The organism is Amycolatopsis sp. NPDC031561, assembly GCF_055580625.1.
In genome coordinates this window covers 116,187-133,192 of record NZ_JBVILA010000011.1, presented here as the reverse complement: position 1 = coordinate 133,192, position 17,006 = coordinate 116,187, and the positions used below count along the sequence as shown (strand labels likewise).

Below are 17,006 nucleotides of genomic sequence, written 5' to 3'. Positions count from 1 at the left end.
GATCCGCCTGATATAAGGTGAAACATTAACAGCGGTCACCGAGACCGACGGTGATCCTTCTCCTGATTCACCTGAATGACCCGCACCCTTTGAGATACCCGGAGAATGATTGCTCCCCGCACCCCGGCTCGACTTCAAGCCCGGATCAGCATCTCCCCGTCGCGGTCACGTGTCACTTGCGGGCCCGGGATCTGGAGCGACCCCGGTGGCGGTACTCGTGATCTCCCAGAGCTCGTTCGCGAGCCCCCGATCCTTGGCAGCCGCCGAGTGGCGTGCCGGACCGGCCGGGCCGCGGATCTCGAACGGTCCGGTCGGGCCCAGATAGTCGCCGCTTTCGACCGGTCCCGTGGCGGCCATGAGCTGGGGTGCGATACCGGCGGTGACCGGCTGCGAGAGGTAACGGTCCGGCAGCACGAGAAGGCGGGACCTCCACGTGCTCCCGCGGGCGAGCGCGTTGGTCAGCAGCTGTGACGTCGTCAGTCCCGGGTGAGCGGCGATCGACAGCACCGGGTCGCCGGCGGCGCGCAACCGTCGATCGAGCTCCGCGGCGAACAGGAGGTTCGCGAGCTTGGAGGCCCCGTAGGCGCGGGTCGGAGAATAACGCCGACGCTCCCAATGCAGGTCAGCGAGGTCGAGTCCTCCGGTGCGGTGGCCGAGGCTGGACGTCGTCACGACCCGTGCGGGGCGCCCACGGTCTCCGGCTGCCCGCAGCGCGGGCATCAGCAGCCAGGTCAGCGCGGCCGGGCCGAGGTGGTTGGTGCCGATCTGCAGCTCGAACCCGTCCCGGGTCCGGCTGTGCGGCCCCAGCGACACCGCGGCGTTGTTGATCAGCGCGTCGATCCGGTCCCCGGTGCGTTCCCGGATCTCCGCGGCGGCGGCCCGTACCGAGGAGAGGTCTGCCAGGTCGAGCAGAACGGGTTCGGCCGACCCGGCGCCGTCGATCCCGGCTCGCACCTGGTCGACGGCCGCCGCTCCACGTTCGGCGTCGCGAACGGTCATCAGGATCCGGGCACCGGCCGTCGCCAGCGCACCGGAGAGAGCAAAACCGAGGCCGGAGGTCGTCCCGGTGACGACGATGGTGCGACCCGTCAGATCGGGCAACTCATATGACACTGTCATATGGATAGCCTGCCCAGTTCGGATGACACTGTCAACTAGAATGGCCGGCGTGACACGCACCGAGACCGCCGAGGCCACGCGGCAAGCTCTTGTCCGCGCTGCTTCCGAGCTGCTCGACCAGGGCGGCCCTGACGCTGTGACCCTGCGCGCGGTCGGAGCCCGGGCCGGAGTCTCACGAGGTGCTCCCTACGGGCACTTCGAGAACAAGGAACATCTGCTGGCACAGCTCGCCATCAACGCGTGGGGTTCCCTGGCGGACGACGTCGAGCACCTTCGCGCGAACCTCGAGTCCACTTCGGAGATACGGCTGGAACGAGCCATTCTGGCGCTGATCGACGTCGCTCGCCGCCTGCCGCACCGATACGCGCTGATGTTCAGCGCTCCGGCCGATACGCCTGCCGCGCTGGAGGCCGCGGGCCGTCTCGAAGGCGTATTCCTGGCGCTGGTCGCGGATGTGGTCGGCGAGTCCGACGCTCCTCGGTACGGCGCACTGCTGATGTCGAGTGCGCACGGCATCGCGGGAATGGAACTCAGCGGCCATCTGGCGAAAGACAAGTGGCAGGTCACCGTGGAGCAACTCGTGCACATGCTGATCGACGCGATCCGACACGGATGACGGCGTCAGCCGTCTACGAGATCCTGACCGAGGAGTTGTCCCGCGCGCTCGATACAGCGCATCCGGGCGGGTGAGAAGTCGTACGGCATCTTGGTGAACGCTTCGAGGGCGCTCATCTGCGTGTCGTTTCCCTCGTCCGGGTCTTCGTAGCTCTCGAAGAGCTTCTCCTCGTCCGCGTCCAGCCCGGCAGCCTCGATGGCCTGCCACACGGCCTTGTTATGGGTGTATCGCTGGATGGCAAGGTCTTCGACGCGCGGATCGTCCGGCTCGACACCGTCGTCGAGGGCGGCCTCGGCCGAGTCGAGACGGTCTTCCTCAGCCCGCAGATCGGGGTGGGTGGCCAGCGCGATGAACAGGCCGGCCTGGATGGCGGCGCCCAGCGGGCCGAAGATCCGTTCCGTGACCAGCAGGGCCTCCAGGTCGGAGGGACGCAGCGCGCCAGGGGGCAGGTGACTGAGCCTGTCCGTCACCAGGTCGGAAAGCAGTCCCAGTGGGCTGCCCACGGCCCGCAAGCGCTGGACGGCTGCGCGCTGACGTCGGATGTTGGCCTCCTGGGCGGCCAGGGTTTCATCCAGGAGGTCCAGGTTTTCCTCGATGTCCCGGGTTTCGTCGAACGCGGCCCGCATGTCGCCGAGCTTGATGCCGGCCTCTGCCATCTTGCGGATCCACAGCAGACGGATCATGTCGTCGTAGCAGTAGCGGCGGCGGCCGTCCCCACCGCGCTCAGGCTCCCGAAGCAGACCGATCTGGTGGTAGTGGCGGATGGCGCGCGGGGTTGTCCCGGCGAAAGCGGCGGCATCTCCGATCTTGACGTGGCGGGGAGACGTGAAGGAAAGGTACATCGCAAACGGCGCCTCTCGTGCTGTGGTTCCTCCAAGGACAGCACATGCCGTAGCGGCATGTGCAACACACAAGTGAAGAAGAAGACCTGACGAACCATGAGCGTCCCCACGCCTGCCGAAAACCTGGCAGTTCCCGCGTCTCAGGGCTAGATTTCCTGAATGGACAGATCCTGGGGGATTCTCGCCGCGCTCGGTCTGCTGCTCGCGGCCTCGGCCTGCGGCGGTCCGGACGAAAGTCCCACGCCGCCGGCTGCGTCGTCGACGAGCAAACCGCCGCCGAGCAAACCCGCCACCAGCAGCACGCCGCCCACCTTCACGCCGGCGGTTTCCCCTCCGAAGGTGACCGCCGCCTGCCCGTTCCTCGGGGCCGGCGAACTCGCCCAGATCATCGGTACCTCAGGCATCGTCGCCAAGGAAGAAGCACCCGGAAAGACCGACACGGCACCGAAGTACACCTGTGCCTACGGAACCGGCGATCCGCCGCTCGAATCGGCGCCACGGCTCTACTTCTTCGCTTTCACCAAAGCCGACCCGAACACTCCGGTCTCCACCACGGCCAAGAACTGCCCAGGCCCGAGCACACCGCTTCCCGGAGTCGGAGACGCCGCGATGTACTGCGAACTGGACGACTACTGGACCACGCTCGCCATCGCCAAGCGCGTCCACGGAGAGACGAGGATGGTGGACCTCCATCTCCCCCATCATCGCGACGACGTCTACACCCAGGTGGCGAAACTACTGGGTGAGCGACTGTGATCCGCGAGGCTTCCTTCTCCACATCAAGAGGAGAAGGAAGCCTCAGAGCCAGTCTGCCTCGATTCCGCGGGCACGCAACGTCTCCAGCGCCTCCTCGTTGCCCGTGTAGAGCAGCGTCATCGACTTCAGATGGGGAAAGTGCCGCAGGTCGGCGAACTCGTCGACGTCGAACAGCCCGTCCTCGCCGTCCCAGTTCGGCGCGATCTCCAGGTAGATCTCGTTGCCGCCGTCCATCTCGATCTCGGTGATCTTCTCCGCGAGCTCGACAGGGACCTCGAGCGCCTCGAAGTACGCCAGAGCCTCGGGTACTGCCTCGACGCTCCCGTCGTCATAGGTGAAACCCTGCGCGGCGGCGTACTCCCGCAGGTTGAACCTCGGCAGGAGGTCTTGGTTGTACATCAGCTCTTGCACGACGGCGAGCTTGAAGTTGAGGTCGGCGAAGGGGATCTGCTGGCTCATACCCCGAACCCTATATGGCGTAACGTGGCCAGGTTTTGTCACGCCCGTCATCCCGCGTCTCCGGCACCCACTCACCTGCGTCACGGTCGTCGGACCACTTTTTCTTCACAGGTAAGGAAAAACGGCCTCGACCCCTACAATCGCGACCATGTCTGAAGTGGAGCGATCGGCGAGGCGAGTGGCTGATTCCGACCGCGAAAGGGTGGCTCAGCTGCTGTACGAGGCCATGGGGGCGGGCCGGATCACCACCGCCGAACTGGAGGCGAGACTCGACGCCGTCTACTCGGCGAAGACCTTCGCGGACTTCGAGCCGGTCGTCGCGGATCTCTCTCCGGTGAGCACCGACGCCGAGGACTCACGAGGCGGACGGTCCTCCATCGCCGTCATGTCGGGCACTCGACGACGGTTCGACGGGCCACTGCCGTCGAAACACGTCAGCCGCGCCTTCTGGGGCAGCGTGCGCCTCGATCTGCGGCACGCCGAGATCACCGCCGATCCCTCCACGATCAGGGCCGTCGCGATCATGGGCGGCGTCACGATCGTGGTCCCGGAGGACTTCGTCGTCGACGTCCGGGGAATCGGGCTCATGGGCGGATTCGGGACCGGCCGCAGCCGGACGCGGCAACGGTCGGCGATCGGCGCGCCGGTGCTGCGCGTCACCGGTTTCGCCTGGTGGGGATCGGTGAAGGTCATCCGGAAGGCCCGTGAGACCCGGCGCAAGACGATCAGGGGAGCTTCGCGAACGTAGTCGCGTCAGGCGGGTGCGTCCTGCTCCCCGAGCCGGCCGGACAGAATTCGGGATCGATTCAGTGGATCTCTGCTAGTCTCCCGGATGTCTCGCGGCTCACTGGGGTGTCGCGCCGCAGCCGATACGCCGTGGCCGTCTCGGGCCCGGTGTTCCGGCGCGACTCATCGAGGAGCGAACATGACCGTCATCACCCGGGTCCACGGCCGCCAGATCCTCGACAGCCGGGGCAACCCGACCGTCGAGGTCGACGTCGAACTTGCGGACGGCTCACTCGGCCGGGCCGCCGTACCGTCGGGCGCCTCCACCGGGACCAAGGAAGCGGTCGAACTCCGTGACGGGGACAAGACCCGCTTCCACGGCAAGGGTGTGCGCAAGGCCGTCGACGCCGTCAACACCGAGATCGCCGAAGCGATCGTCGGACGCGACGCGGAGGCGCAGGCCGACGTCGACCGCGCGCTGATCGCACTGGACGGCACCGCGAACAAGGCCCGGCTCGGCGCCAACGCCACCCTCGGCGTCTCGCTCGCCGTGGCCAAAGCCGCCGCGGCCGCCAGGAACCTCCCGCTGTACCGCTACGTCGGTGGCGTATCCGCGCATCTGTTGCCGATGCCGATGATGAACATCATCAACGGCGGCGCCCACGCGGACAACCCGATCGACTTCCAGGAGTTCATGATCGGCCCGCTCGGCGCCGAGACCTTCACCGACGCCGTCCGGATGGGCTCGGAGGTGTTCCACACCCTGCGCGCCTCGCTCCACGAAGCCGGGCACAGCACCAACGTCGGAGACGAAGGCGGCTTCGCGCCGAATCTCAACTCCGCCGACGAGGCGCTCGAGTTCGTGCTGCGCGCGATCGAGAAGTCCGGTTACACCCCCGGTGAAGACATCGCCCTGCTGCTCGACCCGGCCGCGTCCGAGTTCTACACCGGCGACGTCTACGACTACACCGGAGAAGGCCGCAAGCGCAGCGTCGAGGAGCACGTGGCCTACCTCACCGACCTGACCTCGCGCTACCCCATCGTGTCCATTGAGGACGGTATCGCCCAGGACGATTTCACCGGCTGGGAGCAACTCACCGGCGCCATCGGCGATCGCGTCCAGCTCGTCGGCGACGATGTGTTCTGTACCAACGTGAAACTGCTCGAGGACGGTATCGAGCGCGGCATCGCGAACTCGATCCTGGTCAAGGTCAACCAGATCGGGACGCTCACCGAAACCCTCACCACGGTCGAGACCGCGCACAAGGCAGGTTACTCCGTGGTGATGTCGCACCGCTCCGGCGAAACCGAGGACACCACCATCGCCGATCTCGCCGTCGCCACCAACTGCGGCCAGATCAAAACCGGCTCGCTGTCGCGCTCCGACCGCACGGCCAAGTACAACCAGCTCCTCCGCATCGAAGAGGAACTCGGCACCGAGGCCCGTTACGCCGGCGCCACCACCATCAGCGGCGGCCGTCGCCGGTCATGAGGCGGGCTTGTCCCCCAGTTGCTCGAGGCGGGCCATCTCCACGTCCAGGGAGGTTTGCGCGCGGCTCAAGGCCTCCGAACTGTAGTGGCCGCTCGACCGCGCACGCTGGAGGCGTTCGGACTGCTCGGTGAGGACACGCAACCGCAGCCGCAGATACTGGAACACGCTTTCGGCCTGATCCGGTTCCGGGCGGCCCGCCCGCGCTCCGGACGGGATGCGCACATCCGACCGCACCCGGTCCAAGACCCGCTCGTTGAACGGCCCGTTGCCCGGGTCTTCCAGCGCCGGATCGTCCAAAAAGGACTTGGCCGCCTCGGTCAGCTCGGTCATGAGACCGACGTACTCCCGGCGCAACCGGTCCGGATCCTCTTCGGGTACGCGTGCCGCGCGGATGACCGCCGGGAGCGTCAAGCCCTGGACCAGCAGCGTGGTGGTCGCCACCACGTAGGCGATCAGGACCAGCAGCGCGCGATCCGGTGTGTCCTGCGGAAGGGTCTGCGCCGCGGCCAGGGTGATCGCCCCGCGCATCCCCGCCCAGCCGAGCACCACGCCGCCGCGCCAGCCCAGGGTTTCGGTGAGCCGGAACTCGACGTCCGCGGCGGCACGATCGAGCCGTTTCCGGAGATTCTCCACCCGCCGCGGTGATGCTTTGTCCAGGCGCTCGGTGACGGCGGGATGGGACTCGTCGCCCCGCAGAACCGCCTGGGTCGTTTCCAGGCGAGGCTTGAATCGCGCCGCTCTTCGTTGTTCGCGGTAGAGACCGGCGACGAGCGGTCCGACGAAGACGATGCGCGCGACGATGACGAGCACCGAGGCGGCCAGGCCGATGAGGAGCGCGCGCCAAGCGCTCGAGCCGTCTTCGTGCACCTCGTCGACGAGGGTCTTGACGCTGAGTCCCATCAGCAGGAACATCCCGCTCTCCAGCAGGAAGGCCACGGTGCGCCAGTTGACGGTCTCGGCGAGACGATCCGTCGCACGCAGGTGCCGCGGGGCGAGGTGACCGGTCACCAGTCCGGCGACGACGACGGCGAGGATGCCCGAGGCACCCGCCTCTTCGGCGGGCAGGAAGGCGATGAACGGAACCACGAAGGAGATGGCGGTGTTGAGCACGGCGTTGCCCAGCAACGCGCGTACCCGGACGTTGACGACTCCGACCAGGAGCCCGATCCCGACCGCCACGGCGACCGCGTAGAAGAACTCCCCCACGATGCCCCAGACGGACACCGACCCGGCGACCGCCGCGACGGCGGACCGCAGCAGCACGAGCGCGGAGGCGTCGTTGACGAGCCCTTCGCCTTCGAGGACGGTCAGCAGCCGGGGCGGCAAGCCGAGCCGCCGTCCCACCGAAGTCGCCGCGACGGCGTCGGTGGGGCTGATGACCGCGCCGAGCGCGAACGCGGCGGGCCAGCCGATGTCCGGGATCAGCCAGTGGAACAGCCAGCCCGCGCCCAGCGTCGACCCCACCACGAGCAGGACCGCGAGGCCGGTGATCGGCCGGATGTTCCGCCGGAAGTCGACCATCGGCATGTTCACCGCCGCCGAATACAGCAGCGGAGGCAACACCCCCGCGAGGATCAGCTCGGGCTCCACCTCCGGGTGCGGGACGCCCGGCAGGAAGCTCAGGCCGATGCCGACCAGCACGAGGCTCAGCGGCGCGGCCAGGTTGAGCCGCTCGGAGAACGCGGCCACGGCCACGATGCTGATGACACCGAGCACGACGACGAGGGTCAGGTCCACAGGCTGTACATGTCCTCTCGCGGCTCAGGGACGTCACTGGAGTGGAGCGTGTCCATTGGTGACACGACATCGCCGGACCCGCAAGTCGGGGATCAGCCGCTCCTCAGGTGTCAACCCTAGGTTGACGAAACCGGTCTAGTCAACCTAGGGTTGACGATATGACACAGGCAAACCCGCCGGTCAGGCTCGACGACCTGATCACGGCGATCACCAAGAACCACACCGACGCCCTCGACCAACTTGCCGGAGCGATGCTGCTGGCCGACCACATCGGCGAGGTCGCCGACCATCTCATCGGCCACTTCGTCGACCAAGCCCGTCGTTCTGGCGCGTCCTGGACCGACATCGGCCGCAGCATGGGTGTCACCAAACAGGCCGCGCAGAAAAGGTTCGTCGGCAAACCCGACGCCAACCCGTCGCACAGTTTCGAGAAGTTCTCCCAGCCCGCCCGCGCCGCGGTCATCTCCAGCATGCAAGAGGCCAAGCTGGCGGGCAACGCCGAGATCATCCCCGCGCATCTCGTCCTCAGCCTGCTCGGCACCGAGGGCACCGCGGCCGATGCCTTGCGGGCGCAGAATGTCGATCTCGACCGCGCACGGGAAACGGTGGTCGCGACCCTGCCGCCACGCACCGACGCCGATCCGGTGATGATTCCGTACGACGTCCGTGCGAAGAAAGCGCTCGAGCTGACCTTCCGGACGGCCTTGCGGCTCGACGACGACGGCGTCGGCACCGGCCACATCCTGTTGGCGTTGCTGGAAGTGGAGAACGGCACCGGGTTGCTGTCCTCACTGGGCGTCGACGCGGCGGCCGCCGAGAGGTTCGTCGCGGGCGCCGCCGACGAGCCGCCTTCGAACCCCGGCGGAACCGCCTGACCTGGCTATCCGCCCGCGCCGCGACGGAACGCCGCGCGGTAGTCCCTCGGACGTCGTCCCGTGTGCTTGGCGAACAGGGCGGCGAAGGTCCCAGGGTCCCGGTATCCGACCGCGGTACAGATTCCGGAGACGGTGCGGTCCGTCGTTTCGAGAAGATGGCGGGCGCGCCGGACACGTGAGGAATGCAGGTATTCGAGCGGGCTCTGACCCGCCTCCTCCGCGAAACGCCGCAGCAACGTCCTCGTGCTGACCTTGAACGTGTCCGCCAAGGCCGCCAGGTCGTATCGGGCGGCCAGGTTCTGGTCTAGCCGTCGCATGACCTGGCGGGAGAACTCGTTGCCGCGCTGCGGAAGGAGCCGCGCGTCGACGTAGGGGGTCTGGGACGACCGCGCGTCGTCGACCAGCGCCACCCGCGCTGTCGTCCGCGCCACTTCGGCGCCGCTGTGTTCACGGATCAGTCCGAGCGCGAAGTCGTACATGGCACTGAAGGCCGCCGTCGTCGTGACTCCCTTGTCCGTGACGACCAGGTGCTCGGGCCGGACATCGGCTTCAGGGCGGCGTCGAGCCAGTTCATCCGCGAAGAGCCAGGAGGTGGTGGCGCGGCGCCTGTCCAGGAGCCCTGCTTCGGCGAGCAGGAACGCGCCGACACAGATCGAGACTACGACGTTGCCCGCGTCGGCGTGGGACCGGATCGCCGCGACTTCCTTGGAGAGGCCCGCGATCTTCGCGTCGAGGTCCTGGCCGGGTATGAACTCGAATCCCGGCACGACCAGGACGTCCACCTCACGCAGCGACGAGACGGTCAACGCCACACCGCCCGATGCGACGACTCGACGGCGCGGCGAGACGACGGACACCTCGTATCCGGCGTTGTCCGGGCCCGCGACGTGCGTGGCCATGGTGAGGAGATCGGGGACGCCGAACACCTCGGACGCGAAACAGCCCGGATAGGCCAGGACACCGACTCGCAGCATATGGCGAGATTACCCCTGAATCTGGCGATCCGGCCCATCGCCGTCGGTGGGTGCGGTGGTCCAGGCTACGAGTGTGGACGGAAACCTCGACGATGCGATCACCGATTTCTCCCGCGGTCTTCGGGAGGTGGACGGCGTGACGAAGACGGTGTACGTCGCGGGTTCCGGTCCCGCCGTGGTGCTGATGCCCGAGATGCCGGGCATCAGCCCCCACGTCCTGCGGTTCGCGCGCTGGGTGCGGGACGCGGGGTTCACCGTCCACCTGCCGTCGCTCTTCGGAACGGACGGGGCCTACCCGACGGCCGAGGAGGGCCGGCAGGTGGTCCGTCGCGCGTGTGTCAGCGCGGAGTTCAGGGCGTTCGCCGGCGGCGGCACCAGCCCCGTCACGTCATGGCTGCGCGGGCTGGCGCGGCTGGCCCACGCCGAGTGCGGCGGTCCTGGAGTCGGCGCGATCGGCCTGTGCTTCACCGGGAACTTCGCCCTCACGATGGCGCTCGAACCCGCCGTCATCGCGTCCGTGGTCAATCATCCGTCACTGCCGTTGGACGACCCCGGCGGACTCGAACTCAGCGACGAAGACGCGCTCGCGATCCGAGACCGCGTCTCGCGTGACGGTCTCAAGGTCCTCGCCTACCGCTTCGACGGTGATCGCTGGTGCACCGGCCAGCGCTTCGCCGCCTACCAAGCCCTCCTCGGCGACGCCTTCGACGGACGTGTCCTGCCGGACGGCGCCGCGAACACCGACCCTCCCCCGTTCTTCCGTGACGTGGTCGGCACGCCGCACAGCGTCGTCACCGCCCACCTCGTCGACTCCGACGGGCATCCCACGCTGCGGGCCAGAGACGAGATCCTCGCCTACCTGACCGAGCGGCTCCGTCCCGCGCCATGAGGCTGGCCGTGTCATCGGGATTTCATCCGCCCTTCCTAGCGTGGTCCACACATGGCGGGCAGGACGACGACGGAGGCCTCAGCAACCGATGAACGACAGTGCCGAGCGGACGGCGGGCAGCGGCTCCGTCCGTCACCGGATCCTGGTCACCCTGCTGGCGATCGTGGTGTTCCGGCTCGGGCAGGACCTGCCCGCTCCCCACGTGGACACCCGCGCGCTCGAAGCAATCCCCAAGACCGACGACCCCTGGTACTGGCTACTCGACCTCTTCACCGGTGGCGGGCTGTCCACCCTGCCGGTGTTCGTGTTCGGTGTCCTTCCTTGCCTGGCCGCGGCTCCGGTTCTGCGCACGCTGATCGTCCTGGTCCCGCGGCTGGCGGCGCTCCGGGCCGAAGGTCAAGCCGGCGCACGCCTGCTGACTCGATACCAGCGGCGGCTCACCGTCTTGCTCGGCCTCGTCGGCGCTGTCGGCGTGGTCATGTTCCGAGGCCGGGAAGTCCTCGACGACCACGGCGCCGTCTCCATCGCCGTCACGGTGGCGTGCATGACGGCGGGTACCGCGCTGGTCCTGCGGCTGACCGAGGTGATCACCGACCGCGGCTTCGGTAACGGGGTCCGGATTCTGCTCCTGGTACAGGTCCTGGCGGTGCTGCCGGCGGAGTTCCTGCGCCTCTACGAAGCGAAGGGCTGGGCCGCCATCGCGGTCATGGCCGTCGTGGCGTTGTCGGTCATGGTGGCGACGATCGTCGTCGCGCAGGCACAACGCCGTATCCCGATCCAGCACGCGAAGCGGATGATCGGCGTGCGTGCCTACGGCGGAACCCCGTCCTACATACCCCTGCGGATCGCCCAGGCGAACAGCCCCGCCGTCCTCGCCGCCGTGCTGCTGTCCCTGCCGGTGCTGGCGGCGGATCTCTGGCCCACCGTGACCTGGCTCGAGTGGACCGGATCCCGGCTACGCGACGAAGGAACTCCTTGGCGGATCGCGGTTTACGTCGTCCTCGCCGGTCTTTTCGCCTTCGTCAGGGCGGCGGGAACGCTGGACGTCGGGCAGGTGTCCCGAGACCTGGTGCGCACGGGTGGTTTCGTCCCCGGGATCCGGCCGGGCAACTGGACGGCCGACTACCTCGGCTACGTGTACCACCGGATCACCTTCCTCGGCGCGGTCTACGCCGGAGTGATCGCGCTGATCCCGGTCGCCGGACTCGCTTTGCTGGACGCGAGCCCGCGACTCCCCTTCGGCGGTGTGACCCTGCAGGTGGTTCTCGTGTTCCTCGTCAGTGTCACGCTGGACACTTCGCGGCAGATCGACGAACTGCGCCTGCGGAAGCGATATGGACAATTCCTTCACTGACCGAAGCAGACCAACGGCATCAGCATTTCGCCGCGGGTGGCGTCGGCCAGCGCCCTCGCGGGCACCGTCCCCCGCGCCAGCGCCCGGTGGTAGGACTCCATGACCTGGACGACCGCCCGATCATCGACCCTGGCCACACTGGAGATCACCGTCCTGCTTCCGCTGTAGAGCAACGCCGCGGTGAACCCGAGGATCTCGTCCCCGGGACGGACCACCGCCTGGCCGATGTCGCAGGCGGACAGGACGACATGGTCCGGCACGGATTCGAGCAGCTGGACGTCGTAGGCCATCAGCGGGCCGTCTGCGAGGTCGAGGCGGGAGAAGAGCACGTTCTCCTGTTCATGGTGCCCGTGCGCGGCCAGATGCACCGAGTCGTATTCGGCGAGGGCTTCGACGTCGCCTCGATCGTGGCGTCGTTGCCTGCCGGCACTTCCGCGCGAGGGTAGACCTCCGCGACGCGGTCCGCTTCGTTCACGGCGTGCTCGAGTCCGGGACCGGCGACCGTCAGCATCGCCGCGTGGTCCGCTGTGTCGCGCGCGGGCACCGCGCAGAGGGCGAGCCACGCGGAAGGCGACGGCGTGACCGTCACCGGACGGCCCCGGAAGGGCTCGAGCAACCCCCACGGCACGATCGAAAGAACTCCCGTGGGCACCACCACCACGTCGGCATCGCCCAGCTGCGTGCGCAGCGGTACGAGCAGTTCCCGGCTCAGTGACCGCCAGGGTCACCCGCTCACGCCGAGCTTGTCCGCCGGGACGAGCTCGGCGAGGATCGCGGCCTGTTCCCGTTGGTAGGCCTCGACGTTCGCCAGTTTGACGTCCTCGTAGCCGCGGACGAGGTCGGGCAACTCGGCCAGGGCCAGAAGCCTGCCGCGATCGGCGTTCTCGGTGCCGAACGCGGTGAGGATCGTTTCCCGGTACTGCGTGACGAGCTCCCGCTCCACCTTCCGGACGTGTGCCCTGCCGAACAGGTCCCACCGGGTGCCGCGCAGTTTCCGGCCGGCGCGCAGCGCGACGAACAGCGGGCGGAAACCCGCGCCCAGCGCGATCTTCCGCTTCATCCCGAGCGCGCGGAGCACGGGCGGGTGCAGACGGTAGGCGTAGCGGCTGCCGACCCCGAATTCCGCCTCGATCCCCGCGAGCACGGCGGGATCGAGCGAGAGCCGCGCGACCTCGTACTCGTCCTTGTAGGCCATCAGTTTGTGCAGATTGCGCGCCACCGCTTCGGTGACGGTGGTCGAGTCCCCCTCCAGCACCCGGACCCGCTCGACGAACTCGGCGTACGCCCGGGCGTAGCGGGCGTCCTGGTACTGAACGAGTTCGGGGACGCGGATGTCCAGCAGGCGCGCGAGTTCCGAACCCGGCTCGGTGTGCACGAGCGCGCGGGCGCGGAGAGCGGCCTCGGACGGCGTCGGGGTCGCGGCGACGGGAGGAGCGACAGCCGCGTGCAGGCCGTCGGGATCCGCGACGAGCTGCCTGCCGCGACGGAACGCCTGGAGGTTGCCCGCGACGGCGACCCCGTTGAGTTCGATCGCGCGTTCCAGGCTGGCCGCGGCCAGCGGGATGGCGCCGGTCTGGTGGGCCGCGCCGAGCTGGAGGATGTTGGCGAACTGGTCGTCGTCGAACAGGGTCTCGGCCAGTGCCCTGGCGTCGAGCACCACGGTTCGCGCAGAGCTCTCCGCGATCGCGCCCCGCACGGCCGCCGCGTCAGGGAAGGAGACGGTGGTGTCGACGACCATACGGCCGGTCGGCACCTCGGTCGTGGAGACGACGGCGGTGGTCCGGCCGGGGTCCGCCACCGCCAGATGCGCCGGGTCTGCGCCGACGAGAACGTCGCAGGCCAGGTAGAGATCGCATTCCCCGGCCGCGAGTTTCGGGGCCTGCGGCGTCGGCTCGGCGGTGATCTTCAGATCCGAGACGACGGCGCCGCCCTTCTGCGCGAGCCCGGTCTGGTCCAGCGTCCGGACCTGCTTGCCCTCGATCACCGCTGCGGTGGCGAGGATCTGTGCGACGGTGACCACGCCGGTCCCGCCGACCCCGGTGATCCGCACGGAGAAGTCGGTGCTCCCGGTCTCGGGATCCGGCAGGTCCGCCGCGGTGATCTCCCCGGCCTGCCGACGGTGTTTCTTCCCGGTGGGCACCACCGTCATGAACGAGGGGCAGTCCCCCTCCAGGCATGAGTAGTCCACATTGCACGAAGACTGGTGGATCGCGGTCTTGCGGCCGAACTCGGTGCTGACGGGCTGCACCGACAGGCAGTTCGACTTCTCGCCGCAGTCGCCGCATCCCTCGCAGACCCGCTCGTTGATCACGACCTTGGCGGCCGGGGTGGCCAGCTTGCCGCGACGTCGTTTGCGGCGCTTCTCCGCGGCGCATTCCTGGTCGTGGATGAGCACCGTCACCCCGGGCACCGCGGCCAGTTCCTCTTGCGTGCTCAGCAGTTCGTCGCGGGAGCGGACCTCCACGCCGTCGGGCAGGCGGACGCCGCGGAACCGCTTCGGCTCGTCACTGGTGACGACCACCTTGGCGACACCTTCGACCAGGAGCAGCGACGCCAGCCGTTCCACCGGGAGCCCGCCGACGGCGTCCTGTCCGCCGGTCATCGCGACGGTCGCGTTGTAGAGGATCTTGTAGGTGATGTTCACCCCTGCGGCCACCGCGGCCCGCACCGCGAGGCTGCCGGAATGGGTGAACGTGCCGTCGCCGATGTTCTGCACGAAATGCGAGGCCTCGACGAACGGCTCCATCCCGAGCCACTGCGCGCCCTCGCCGCCCATCTGCGTCAGGCCGACCACGTCCCCGACCTGTTCCGGCTCCATGAACAGCGCCATCGCGTGGCAGCCGATGCCGCCGCCGACCACGGTGCCTTCGGGCACCTTCGTCGACGAGTTGTGCGGGCAGCCGGAACAGAAGTACGGCGTCCTGGTCAGCAGCGGCACCGAGATGCGCTCACGGCTCCGTCGTCCCCGCCACGCGGTCACCGACGGGATCTCGTGATGCTCGGTCAGCCGCCCGGCGAGCACCCTGGCGACCGCGTCCGGATCGAGTTCGCCGAGTTCGGTGCACAGGGTGCGGCCGTCCGGGCCGGTCTTGCCGTACACGGCGGGCGCGCCGGCGGTGCCGTAGAGCACCTCCTTGATCGCCGATTCGACGAAGGACCGCTTCTCCTCCACCACGACGATCTCGGTCAGGCCGTCGGCGAACCGGCGGACGATCGACGGTTCGAGCGGATGGATGACACCGAGTTTGAGGATCCGGATCCCGTGCCGGGACAACGCGTCGGCGTCCAGGCCGAGCAGCCGCAGCGCCTGCATCAAGTCCAAATAGGACTTTCCGGCGGTGACGATGCCGACGCGGTCCGCGGGTCCTTCCTGGACGATCCGGTTGATCCCGCTCGCCCGCACGTATTCCAGCGCCAGCGGCAGGCGTTCGGTGTAGAGACTGCGTTCGAGCGCCATCAGCGTGGTGCCGAGCAGGCGGGAACTGGGCTTGTGCCGGTACGCGGGCAACGCCAGCTCCGGAGCCGTCCACTGTGGCCGGACGTGGGCGGTGCTCGCGGCGTCGGCCACGTTCGCCACGAGTTTCATCGACGACCACAGCCCGCTCGCCCTGGACAGCTCGACGGCGTGGAGCCCGAAGTCCAGCACGTCCTGGGAGTCGGACGGGAAGAACACCGGCATGGCCAGATCGGCCAGCGCGAGCTCGGAGGCGCAGGGCACCGAAGAGGACTTGGCGTTCGGATCGTCGCCGACCAGCGCCACCGCGCCGCCCGCCGGGTCGGTGCCCGCGAGGTTGGCGTGCCGCAGCGCGTCCGTCGCCCGGTCCAGGCCGGGTGCCTTGCCGTACCAGAACCCGGTGACCCCGCCGCGCGAAGAACCGATCGACGCGGTGAGCTGACTGCCCATGACCGCCGTCGCGGCGATTTCCTCGTTCAGGCCCGGGCGGTGCACGACGTCGTGCTTGTCGAGCAGGACCGACCGGCGGCCGAGCTCGAGGTCGTACCCGGCCAGCGGGGAGCCCTCGTAGCCGGAGACGAACACCGCGGGGGACGCCCCGGCGGCGCGATCGTGCCGCACCCGGTCGAACAGCATCCTGACCAGGGCCTGGACCCCGCTGAGGTAGACGGTGCCGTCTTCCCGCAGATACCGGTCCTCCAACGTGAACTGCTCCACCAGACCTGCCTCCTTCGGCACCCCCACGCGATGTCACGACAGGAGACCCGACCGCGCGGGCCGCCGCAACAAGCGGCAGTCTATTGCCCCCGATCACGCAAAATATCCGGCCCACCTTCGCCGGTAGCCGATATCTGTTGCGTCTGCGTACCATCCTGGCTCATGGCGGACCAGCTCATCGACGAGACCGATCGCGAAATCCTCGAACTGCTCCGGGAAGACGCCCGGCGCACCCTCGGCGACATCGGGGCCCGCGTCACGCTGTCCACCGCGGCGGTCAAACGCCGCATCGACCGCATGCAGGAAAACGGTGTCATCGTCGGCTACACCGTCCAGATCGACCACGCCAAACTCGGCTGGGGCATCGAGGCGTTCACCGAACTGCGGTTCACCGGGACCACCAAGGTCGGCGAGATCGTCCGGACTACCACCCGGATGCCGGAAGCCCAGGCGGTGTTCACCATCGCGGGCGATCCCGACGCGCTCGTCTGGCTGCGGGTGCGGGACATGGGCCACCTGCAGCACACCATCGACGAGATCCGGCGGCATCACCAGGTGACGGGGACGAAGACGCTGATGGTGCTGGACTCCTGGACCCGGGGGCAGCAGTGGCCCGACGCGGGCGACGCCTGAGGCCGGTCGGACGGGGGAGAGTCCGTGAAGGCCCCCTTCCTACTCTGAAGGTAGCGAAGGAGGCCTTCACGGACTCGATGGTCGCCGCTTCCGCCCCAGCAAGCACAGCGCCTGCGCGTGAAGGCCCCCTTCCCTCGGCTCAGCCGAAGGAACTCGACCTTCACACCTTCCCAAGTACATGAAGGACCCCTTCACTGCGCTAGACGCAAGGAAGGGGTCCTTCATGTACTTGGGGCGACCAAAGTGCCGGTAGCGCGTCGGGGGGGGGGGGGGGGGGGGGGGGGGGGGGGGGGGGGGGGGGGGGGGGGGAGGGGGGAGGGAAAAAAAAAAAAAAAACCAAACAAACGAAAAGAACAGAGGCAA

Annotated in this window: 15 protein-coding genes; 8 read left to right on the top strand and 7 right to left on the bottom strand. The window is 68.4% G+C overall.

Features of this window, described 5'->3' with window-relative positions:
- Nucleotides 1–165 precede the first annotated feature (165 nt).
- Nucleotides 166–1,119 (bottom strand): SDR family NAD(P)-dependent oxidoreductase, encoded by a 954-nt coding sequence (locus ACZ5IK_RS22825; RefSeq protein ID WP_465489489.1) that lies wholly within the window; start codon nucleotides 1,117–1,119, stop codon nucleotides 166–168.
- A 40-nt stretch (nucleotides 1,120–1,159) separates the two neighbouring features.
- On the opposite strand from ACZ5IK_RS22825, the gene ACZ5IK_RS22820 reads away from it, so the two are divergent.
- A complete protein-coding gene (locus ACZ5IK_RS22820) occupies nucleotides 1,160–1,735 on the top strand; it encodes a TetR/AcrR family transcriptional regulator (RefSeq protein WP_465489488.1) in 576 nt (191 codons plus the stop codon).
- A 5-nt stretch (nucleotides 1,736–1,740) separates the two neighbouring features.
- Here the strand turns inward: ACZ5IK_RS22820 and ACZ5IK_RS22815 are convergent, their stop codons facing one another.
- Nucleotides 1,741–2,577, bottom strand: coding sequence for a MerR family transcriptional regulator (locus tag ACZ5IK_RS22815; RefSeq protein ID WP_465489487.1), 837 nt, complete (start codon nucleotides 2,575–2,577; stop codon nucleotides 1,741–1,743).
- Nucleotides 2,578–2,736: 159 nt separating this feature from the next.
- Between ACZ5IK_RS22815 and ACZ5IK_RS22810 the strand changes: the two genes are divergently transcribed.
- Nucleotides 2,737–3,333, top strand: coding sequence for a hypothetical protein (locus ACZ5IK_RS22810; protein WP_465489486.1), 597 nt, complete (start codon nucleotides 2,737–2,739; stop codon nucleotides 3,331–3,333).
- Nucleotides 3,334–3,375: 42 nt separating this feature from the next.
- On the opposite strand, the gene ACZ5IK_RS22805 is transcribed toward ACZ5IK_RS22810, so the two are convergent.
- Nucleotides 3,376–3,792 (bottom strand): DUF6892 domain-containing protein, encoded by a 417-nt coding sequence (locus ACZ5IK_RS22805; RefSeq protein WP_465489485.1) that lies wholly within the window; start codon nucleotides 3,790–3,792, stop codon nucleotides 3,376–3,378.
- 148 nt (nucleotides 3,793–3,940) lie between these two features.
- Between ACZ5IK_RS22805 and ACZ5IK_RS22800 the strand changes: the two genes are divergently transcribed.
- On the top strand, nucleotides 3,941–4,540 hold the full coding sequence (locus tag ACZ5IK_RS22800) for a DUF1707 SHOCT-like domain-containing protein (protein WP_465489484.1): 600 nt from the start codon (nucleotides 3,941–3,943) through the stop codon (nucleotides 4,538–4,540).
- A 177-nt stretch (nucleotides 4,541–4,717) separates the two neighbouring features.
- On the top strand, nucleotides 4,718–6,010 hold the full coding sequence (gene eno / locus ACZ5IK_RS22795) for a phosphopyruvate hydratase (RefSeq protein ID WP_465489483.1): 1,293 nt from the start codon (nucleotides 4,718–4,720) through the stop codon (nucleotides 6,008–6,010).
- On the opposite strand, the gene ACZ5IK_RS22790 is transcribed toward eno, so the two are convergent.
- A complete protein-coding gene (locus ACZ5IK_RS22790) occupies nucleotides 6,005–7,747 on the bottom strand; it encodes a cation:proton antiporter (RefSeq protein WP_465489482.1) in 1,743 nt (580 codons plus the stop codon). The genes eno and ACZ5IK_RS22790 overlap by 6 nt on opposite strands.
- A 158-nt stretch (nucleotides 7,748–7,905) precedes the next feature.
- On the opposite strand from ACZ5IK_RS22790, the gene ACZ5IK_RS22785 reads away from it, so the two are divergent.
- Nucleotides 7,906–8,622, top strand: coding sequence for a Clp protease N-terminal domain-containing protein (locus ACZ5IK_RS22785; protein WP_465489481.1), 717 nt, complete (start codon nucleotides 7,906–7,908; stop codon nucleotides 8,620–8,622).
- 5 nt (nucleotides 8,623–8,627) lie between these two features.
- On the opposite strand, the gene ACZ5IK_RS22780 is transcribed toward ACZ5IK_RS22785, so the two are convergent.
- Nucleotides 8,628–9,596 carry a GlxA family transcriptional regulator gene (locus ACZ5IK_RS22780; protein WP_465489480.1) on the bottom strand — a complete coding sequence of 323 codons (969 nt, stop codon included), beginning with the start codon at nucleotides 9,594–9,596 and terminating at the stop codon, nucleotides 8,628–8,630.
- Nucleotides 9,597–9,732: 136 nt separating this feature from the next.
- Between ACZ5IK_RS22780 and ACZ5IK_RS22775 the strand changes: the two genes are divergently transcribed.
- A complete protein-coding gene (locus tag ACZ5IK_RS22775) occupies nucleotides 9,733–10,485 on the top strand; it encodes a dienelactone hydrolase family protein (RefSeq protein ID WP_465489479.1) in 753 nt (250 codons plus the stop codon).
- A gap of 88 nt (nucleotides 10,486–10,573) precedes the next feature.
- Nucleotides 10,574–11,839, top strand: coding sequence for a preprotein translocase subunit SecY (locus tag ACZ5IK_RS22770; RefSeq protein WP_465489478.1), 1,266 nt, complete (start codon nucleotides 10,574–10,576; stop codon nucleotides 11,837–11,839).
- Here ACZ5IK_RS22770 and ACZ5IK_RS22765 read toward each other — a convergent pair.
- Nucleotides 11,833–12,207 (bottom strand): CHAT domain-containing protein, encoded by a 375-nt coding sequence (locus ACZ5IK_RS22765; RefSeq protein WP_465489477.1) that lies wholly within the window; start codon nucleotides 12,205–12,207, stop codon nucleotides 11,833–11,835. The genes ACZ5IK_RS22770 and ACZ5IK_RS22765 overlap by 7 nt on opposite strands.
- Nucleotides 12,208–12,563: 356 nt before the next feature.
- Nucleotides 12,564–16,010 carry an indolepyruvate ferredoxin oxidoreductase family protein gene (locus tag ACZ5IK_RS22760; RefSeq protein WP_465489476.1) on the bottom strand — a complete coding sequence of 1,149 codons (3,447 nt, stop codon included), beginning with the start codon at nucleotides 16,008–16,010 and terminating at the stop codon, nucleotides 12,564–12,566.
- 162 nt (nucleotides 16,011–16,172) lie between these two features.
- On the opposite strand from ACZ5IK_RS22760, the gene ACZ5IK_RS22755 reads away from it, so the two are divergent.
- A complete protein-coding gene (locus tag ACZ5IK_RS22755) occupies nucleotides 16,173–16,643 on the top strand; it encodes an Lrp/AsnC family transcriptional regulator (RefSeq protein ID WP_101608525.1) in 471 nt (156 codons plus the stop codon).
- Nucleotides 16,644–17,006: the final 363 nt, after the last annotated feature.